Source organism: Staphylococcus gallinarum (assembly GCF_000875895.1).
In the GTDB taxonomy this organism is placed as follows: domain Bacteria; phylum Bacillota; class Bacilli; order Staphylococcales; family Staphylococcaceae; genus Staphylococcus; species Staphylococcus gallinarum.
Genome location: NZ_JXCF01000066.1, coordinates 1 through 241 on the forward strand (window position 1 = coordinate 1; position 241 = coordinate 241).

General features: G+C 34.4%; 1 pseudogene. It reads left to right on the forward strand.

The features are described 5' to 3' along the window. Positions 1 to 241 (forward strand): annotated as a pseudogene (locus tag SH09_RS12945) (DDE-type integrase/transposase/recombinase); the annotation flags it as partial.

Here is a 241-nt window from a genome sequence, read left to right on the forward strand (position 1 = left end):
GCATAATGATAGAGGTTGTCAATATACCAGTATTCCTTATAAAACTATGTTAGATCAATTCGGCATCAAACAAAGCATGTCAAGACCTGGATGCTGTATAGATAATGGACCTATGGAAGGTGTATGGGGAACTCTAAAAAGTGAGTTATTTAGAGGAGAAAAGCATGCGATATTCGATAATAAGTCTTTAGCAATCGAAGCGATTGATTCATTTATAGAGTTTTTAATAAAGACCGTCTTA